We start from the raw sequence: 6,720 nt of genomic DNA, 5'->3' as shown, positions 1-6,720 counted from the left end.
CGCCCGCTGCCGGAATTGCGGTTCGGGCGCCTCAGAACCAGTCGCCGAACCAGCCCTCATCCTCTTCCAGCTCGCCGCTGTCGTTGCGGTCGGCCATGGCATAGCTGCCCTGGTAGTACTCGTCGCGGTCGAGGCCGTCATCGCCGCTCAGGTCCCAGTCGTCGAACAGGCTGAATGCCTCGCCGCTGGGGTCGAACTCAGTGCTGTCCAGCACGCCATCCTTGTTGTCGTCGTGATAGGCGAAGGTGCCAATCTCCGTATCCTCGGTGTACTGGTTGCCGATACGGCCGGCCCATTCGTCCTTGCTGATGAAGCCGTCGCCGTCGCGGTCCCAGGTCCGTTGCTGCACGGCGCCGTATTCGGGACGGCTGATGATGCCGTCGCGGTCCTCATCGGCCCGGTCGAACAGGCCCATATCGTCGGCGCCGGCGGCATATTCGTCGCTGGAGATGGTGCCCGAGGAATCGGTATCCCAGGTCTTGAAGTCGTTGGCCTGAACGCCGACGGGGCCGAGCGCGAGCAGCGCGGCGACGCCGCAGCTGGCCATCAGGGTCTTGATACGCATGGGGTTTCTCCTGCGTTGAATTCCGTTCGGCCGGTAGCCGGCCGTCCGCAAGACAACAGGCCCGCGCCGCTCGCCGTTCCGCGTAGCGGTGGAATGGGGATGGCGTGCAGTCCCGGTCAGGCCGTGCGCCCGGCCAGACGCCAGGCCGCGGCCAGGCCGGCCAGAGCCACCGGCAGGACGGCGGCGAACACCCAGAAGCCTGCGCTCCGCGACGCCGCGACGGTGGCCGCCATGCTGTCCAGGCCGCAGAGGTTCGCGACCAGCCCGCAGAGCGCCGCGCCGATCGCATAGCCCAGGATCTGGATCGTCGGCGCGGCAGCCGAGGCGCGTTCGCGTTCCGCCGCCGGCAGGCTCTCCACGATGCGCCGGATGACGAAGCCCCAGCAGGCGCCGAAACCCCCGCCGGCGAGCACGGCGCAGGGCGCCAGCAGCCAGACCGGCCCGGCCGGCATGACCAGCGCGAAGGCCGGGACGGAAAGCGCGATCGCCAGGGCGCCGCCACGGATCAGCCAGGGCTCCCATCGCGGCTGCGCATTGGCGAACAGGATCGCGGTCGCCGTCCAGGCCAGTGCCTCCAACGCCACCAGGAAGCCGGCCAGCAGCGGGCGGGTGCCGTACAGGGTCTCCATCAGCAGCGGGCCGTAGACGGTGAAGGAGACGCTGGCCGCCGCCAAAGTCAGGATCATCGCATAGCCCAGGCCCCAGCTGCGGCCGGGATGCAGCGCCGCCCGCGGCAGCATCCGGTCCTCGCCGGCCCGATGGTCGGCCCGGTAGCTCCAGGCCAGCAGGCCGATCCCGGCCAGCGCCAGCACGGCCGCCTGCCAGGGCTCGCCCCGCACCCCCGCCCAGAGCACCGCCAGCAACCCGGCGCAGAGTATGGCGAGGCGCCGCCACGGCAACCGCGCGGCGGTGGAGGCCGACACGTCCTGCGTCGCCTCCCTGGGCAGGGCCAGCGGAATCGCGATGGCGAGCAGCAGTGCCTGCCCGGCAAAGGCCCAGAAGCCGCCCCGCCACAGGCCGGCCTCGGCGAAGGCGCCGCCGACCAGCGGCCCGACCAGGGCCGAGGCGCCCCAGACGCCGGCGACCAGGGCCAGAAGCTGCGGCCAGAGGGCGGCCGGGAACAGCCGGGTGACGCCGACATGGCTGAGCGCCACCATCCAGCCGCCGCCCAGGCCCTGCAGCAGCCGCCCGGCGAGCATGCCCGCCATGTCCGGCGCCAGCGCGCTGACCGCACAGCCCAGCGCATAGACCAGGGCCGCCATCGCCATCGCGTTGCGCAGGCCCAGGCGCAGCGACAGCAGGCCGCTCGCCGCGCCGGCCACGATGGAGCCAAGGACATAGAGCGCGACCGTCCAGGAGATGTAGGCCAGTCCGCCGATCTCCGCGATCGCGGTGGGCATCATCGTCGCGACCAGCAGGGAATCGGCGGCATGCAGCCAGACCCCCGCACAAAGCAGGGCCGCCCGCAGCCAGCCGCCGCCGGCCATGGCCGCCAGCAGGCTCCCCTCGCGCACCGCCATGGCAATCCCCTTTTTGACAACTATTTTCTTGTTATATCTTGTCGCCAGATTTAAGCAAACGAAAGCTTGTTATTTCTCCATCCCGCGTGGCAGCATCCGGACATGTCCGCTGGCGACCGGATCCTGTTCCTGCTGAAGACCCGTGGCCCCGCCACCGCCGCCGACCTTGCGGCGCGGCTGTCGGTGTCGCCGCAGGCGGTCCGCGAACAGCTCGCCGCACTGGCCCGCGAAGGCCTGGTCGGCCATGCCGACATCGCCGCCGGCCGCGGCCGGCCGAAACGGCACTGGCACCTGGCCGAGGCCGCCGTCGGCCGCTTCCCGGACACCCATGCCGAGCTCACCGTGGAGCTGATCACCGCGATCCGCGAGGAACTGGGCGAAGCCGCCCTGGACCGGCTGGTCAAGCGCCGGACGCAACGCACCACCGCCGGCTACCGCGCGGCGCTGGCCGCCTGCCCCGGCCTGCAGGACAAGGTCGCCGCGCTGGCGGCCCTGCGCAGTGCCGAGGGCTATATGGCGGAGGCGCAGCCCGACCCCGACGGCCCCGGCATGCTGCTGATCGAGAACCACTGCCCGATCTGCGCCGCCGCCACCGCCTGCCAGGGCTTCTGCCGGGCGGAGCTGGAGAGCTTCCGGAGCGCCCTCGGTCCGGGTGTCCGGGTGGAGCGGCTGGAGCATATCCCGGCCGGCGCACGGCGCTGCGCCTACCGGATCACTGAGGCAGGCTGAGCCTTGCGGACCTGAACAACGACAAGTCGTTCTCGGCTTTGAGCCGAGAACCCATTCCGCAAGCCTCTCGGCAACGCTGGCGGAATGGACCCCGGGTCAAGCCCGGGGTGACGGTCGTGGCTGTGGGATTGCTTCTGCTTTATTGCTGGCGAAGCTCAGCCCCCCTACTCCGCGTCCGGTGCATTCTCCGGCAAAGCCGCCTCGAAGGCCGGATGCGCCAGGCAGGTCTGGTAGATCCGGTCCAGGGTCGGATAGGGGCCCATATCGACCTGGAAGCGGCGGTTGTTCACGCATTGGGCGAACAGGCAGATATCCGGCAGGCCGGGCGTGTCGCCGAAGCAGTAGGTCCCTGCGCTTTCCGCCAACTCCGCCTCCAGCGGCTCGAAGGTCTCCCGCACCCAGAGCTGGAACCAGTCGGTCACCGCCGCATCGTCCGCGCCGAAGCGCTGCCGCAGGGTGTTGAGCACCTTCAGGTTGTTCAGCGGGTGCACCTCGCAGGCCAGTGCCAGCGCGGCCGCCCGCACCCGGGCGCGCAGCACCGGCTCGGCCGGGATCAGCGGCGGCTCCGGGTAGGTCTCGTCCAGCCATTCGATGATCGCCATCGACTGGTGCAGCACCTGGCCGTCCGGCAGTTCCAGGGTCGGCACGATGCCGAATGGGTTCAGCTTCAGATAGGCGCCGGACCGCTGCTCGCCCTTGCGCAGGTGATAGGCCTTGTAGGCATAGCCCACCCCCTTCAGGTTCAGCGCCACCCGCACCCGCACCGAGGTGGAGGAACGGAAATAGTTGTGCAGGACCAGGCCGGTGTCGGGCAGTGCGCTCATGCCGCCCCCGTCCCGCCTGCACCGGCTTCCGGCTGCCCGATCTCGATCTCGATCTCACCCAGCCCGTCGATGCCGCCGGTGATTTTGTCGCCCGCCACGATGGCGCCGACTCCGGCCGGCGTGCCGGTATAGATCAGGTCGCCGGCCTGCAGCCGCATCGAGGCGGAGACTATGGCCACGATCTCCGGCACGTTCCAGATCAGCTGCGCGATATCGCCGTCCTGCCGGGTCTCGCCGTTCACGGCGAGCCAGATCCGCCCCTTGGTCGGATGGCCGATATTCTCCGCCAGGTGCAGGGGCGCGCAGGGCGCGCTGTGGTCGAAGGCCTTGCCCCAGTCCCAGGGCCGGCCCTTGTCCTTCGCCTGCTGCTGCAGGTCGCGGCGGGTCAGGTCGATGCCGACGGCATAGCCCAGCACATGGTCCAGCGCGTGGCTCTTCGGGATGTGCAGGCCTTCCTTGCCGATCGCCACCACCAGCTCGATCTCGTGGTGCAGGTCCTTCGTCTCCGGCGGGTAGGGGATAGTGGCACCGCTGTCGACCACGGCATCCGCCGGCTTGGTGAAGAAGAACGGCGCCTCGCGGTCCGGGTCGCCGCCCATCTCCCGGGTATGGGCGGCATAGTTGCGCCCGACGCAGAAGATGCGGCGCACATGCATCCGGTCGTTGCGCCCCGCCACTGCGATCGTCGGCCGGTGCATCGCCTCGTACAGGTAGTTGGTCATGCGTTCTCCTTCACAGGCCTGCCGAACGCGATCCGGTCAGGCATTGCCGCGATCTTCCCGCCACAGGCCCAGCTTCTGCTGCACCACCCGGTCGGAATAGCTGAACAGCACGGCATCGCCCTCGGCCTCGTGGCTGGTCCAGGCCCAGCTCGGCGCGACGAACACGTCCTGAGGTCCCCAGTCGAAGGTCATGTCGCCGATGCGGCTGCGGCCGCGCCCCTCGACCGGCACGAAGACGGTCGCGTCGGTACTGCGGTAGCGCGCGGTCGCGAACCCCTTCGGCAGCAGCTGGACGAAGGCGGCGATTGTCGGCATCGCATAGCCGCCGTCGTTCGGGTTCACGTAGCGCATCTTCAGGCCGTGGCAGGGATCCCATGCCTCCCGCGCGCGCATGGTCTCCAGCGCCTCGCGGGTGCGGGCATAGGGATAGTTGAAGATCGGGGAAACCGGGCCGCGGTCGTCATGGTCCACCGGCGCCAGGTTGGCGCCGTAGCGGGCGAAGGAATCCCCGGGCGGCCGGGTCTGCGGCTGCTCGTCCTCCGGATAGCCCTCCGCGAAGGAGGCGTCGAGGAACTGCACCAGCGGGATGTCCAGGCCGTCGAGCCAGATCATCGGCTGGTCGGAGGTGTTGCCATGGTCGTGCCAGGCCTGCGGCGGCGTGATGACGAAATCGCCGACCTCCATGAAGGTGCGCTCGCCCTCCACCGTGGTATGCGCGCCCTTGCCCTCCATCACGAAGCGCAGGGCGGTCTGGGCATGGCGGTGCGCCGGCGCCACCTCCCCCGGCAGCACCAGCTGCAGCCCGGCATAGAGGCTTGTGGTGATCTTCGACTGCCCGCGCAGGCCCGGATTCTCCAGGATCAGCACCCGGCGCTCCGCCTCCTTGGCGGTGATCAGGCCGCCGGCCTCCATCAGCGCCGCCCGCGCCGGCGCCCAGGCCCATTTGTGGGGCCGGCAGGGGCTTTTCGGCTCCGGCGTGATCAGGCCGCTCATCACGTTCCACAGGGCGGTCAGGTTCTGGTCGCCGATCCGCTCGTAGAAGGCTTCGCGCTCCGGGGTCTGTTTTGCCGGTTCGGCCATCTCTGGACTCTCCTTACCTGCTCGCGTCAGGCCGCGAGGTTCGACAGGCCACTGCCGCCATACAGCCAGGCGACCCGGTCGTAGAACTGCTCGGTGCTCCAGCCGCGCAGCACCTCGTTGCGCACCAGCGCATGCTGCCCGGCGGGATGATAGACATGCTCCCCGATCGCGCGCGAGCCGAGCTGCACCCGCGCCGTCCGCACCGCCCGCGCGTCCCGGTAGGCCGGCAGGGCGGCGGCGATATCGCCGCCATGGCGGTCCACCGCCTCCGCCAGGCAGACGGCATCCTCCATCGCCATGCAGGCGCCCTGCGCCATGTATTGCAGCATCGGATGCGCGGCATCGCCCAGCAGCGCCACCCGCCCGTCGACCCAGCGGTCGGTCGGCGGCCGGTCGCACAGCACCCACAGCTTCCAGTCGCTGCCATGCTCGATGATCGAACGCGGCAGGGCTGCCACCTGCTCGAAGCCGGCGGCGACCTCTTCCCGGCTGACCGGCTTGCCGGCCACCGCCTGGGCTGCATCGTTGTGATAGGTGACGACCAGGTTGAACAGCTTCCAGCCCGACAGCGGGTAGTGGACGATATGGCATTTCGGCCCGGCCCACAGGGTCGCGGCGTTCCAGCGCAGCGCCTCGGGCATCTTCTCCGTCGGGATCACCGAGCGGTAGGTGGTATGGCCGGAAACCTGCGGCTCGCCGTCGCCGACCAGCTGCGCGCGGATCGCCGAGCGCAGGCCGTCGGCGCCGATCAGCGCCGCGCCTTCCTCCACGCCGCCATCCGCCAGTCGCGCCCGAACGGTCGTGCCGTCCTGGTCATAGCCGGCGACCCGGGCGGAAGTGCGCAGTTCCACCAGCGGGCTCGCCGCGCAGCCCTCCAGCAGCGCCCTGTGCAGGTCGCCGCGATGCACCACCGCATAGGGATTGCCGAAGCGCTGCCGGAACGGCTCGTCCAGCGGCAGGTGCACGATCTCCTCCGCGGTCACGGCGTCCATCAGGACCAGCTTGTCGATGAACACCGCGCGGGCACGCGCGGCCTCGGCAACACCCAGATAGTCGAAGGAATGGAAGGCGTTGGGGCCGAGCTGGATGCCGGCGCCGATCTCCCCCATCTGCGCCGCCTGCTCCAGCACCAGCACCGGCATGCCCTTCCGCGACAGGCCGAGCGCCGTCGACAGGCCGCCGATGCCGCCGCCGGCGACGATCACCCTGCGGCTGTTTCCCCCGCCACCGCTCAAGGCCCGTTCCTCCCGTGCAATGCGGGTGCTGGCGGCCCCAGGATA

At 70.2% G+C, this 6,720-nt stretch carries 7 protein-coding genes; 1 reads left to right on the top strand and 6 read right to left on the bottom strand.

Annotated features, from left to right (window positions below):
- Positions 1 to 31: 31 nt before the first annotated feature.
- Both ACFOGJ_RS26260 and ACFOGJ_RS26255 read right to left on the bottom strand, forming a co-directional pair.
- A complete protein-coding gene (locus tag ACFOGJ_RS26260) occupies positions 32 to 565 on the bottom strand; it encodes an EF-hand domain-containing protein (RefSeq protein WP_379906224.1) in 534 nt (177 codons plus the stop codon).
- A gap of 116 nt (positions 566 to 681) precedes the next feature.
- Entirely contained in the window at positions 682 to 2,085 is a 1,404-nt protein-coding gene (locus ACFOGJ_RS26255; RefSeq protein WP_379906223.1) for an MFS transporter, read from the bottom strand.
- Between the two features lie 102 nt (positions 2,086 to 2,187).
- Between ACFOGJ_RS26255 and ACFOGJ_RS26250 the strand changes: the two genes are divergently transcribed.
- A complete protein-coding gene (locus ACFOGJ_RS26250; RefSeq protein WP_379906222.1) occupies positions 2,188 to 2,814 on the top strand; it encodes a helix-turn-helix transcriptional regulator in 627 nt (208 codons plus the stop codon).
- 164 nt (positions 2,815 to 2,978) lie between these two features.
- Here ACFOGJ_RS26250 and maiA read toward each other — a convergent pair whose 3' ends face one another.
- The 4 genes from maiA to ACFOGJ_RS26230 are packed head-to-tail and all read right to left on the bottom strand — an operon-like array spanning position 2,979 to position 6,675.
- Positions 2,979 to 3,638: a maleylacetoacetate isomerase gene (gene maiA, locus ACFOGJ_RS26245; RefSeq protein WP_379906220.1), complete on the bottom strand. Its 660-nt coding sequence runs from the start codon at positions 3,636 to 3,638 to the stop codon at positions 2,979 to 2,981.
- The gene (locus ACFOGJ_RS26240) at positions 3,635 to 4,360 is read right to left on the bottom strand and encodes a fumarylacetoacetate hydrolase family protein (RefSeq protein WP_379906218.1); all 726 of its coding nucleotides are present in this window, start codon (positions 4,358 to 4,360) and stop codon (positions 3,635 to 3,637) included. The genes maiA and ACFOGJ_RS26240 overlap by 4 nt, the downstream gene beginning before the upstream one ends.
- Positions 4,361 to 4,396: 36 nt before the next feature.
- Entirely contained in the window at positions 4,397 to 5,440 is a 1,044-nt protein-coding gene (gene gtdA, locus ACFOGJ_RS26235) for a gentisate 1,2-dioxygenase (RefSeq protein ID WP_379906217.1), read from the bottom strand.
- 26 nt (positions 5,441 to 5,466) lie between these two features.
- The gene (locus ACFOGJ_RS26230) at positions 5,467 to 6,675 is read right to left on the bottom strand and encodes a 3-hydroxybenzoate 6-monooxygenase (protein ID WP_379906216.1); all 1,209 of its coding nucleotides are present in this window, start codon (positions 6,673 to 6,675) and stop codon (positions 5,467 to 5,469) included.
- Positions 6,676 to 6,720: the final 45 nt, after the last annotated feature.

Source organism: Marinibaculum pumilum, from assembly GCF_042646425.1.
Lineage (GTDB): Bacteria > Pseudomonadota > Alphaproteobacteria > Ferrovibrionales > Ferrovibrionaceae > Marinibaculum > Marinibaculum pumilum.
The sequence above is the reverse complement of the archived record's forward strand: the minus strand, read 5'-3'. Positions and strand labels throughout refer to the sequence as shown.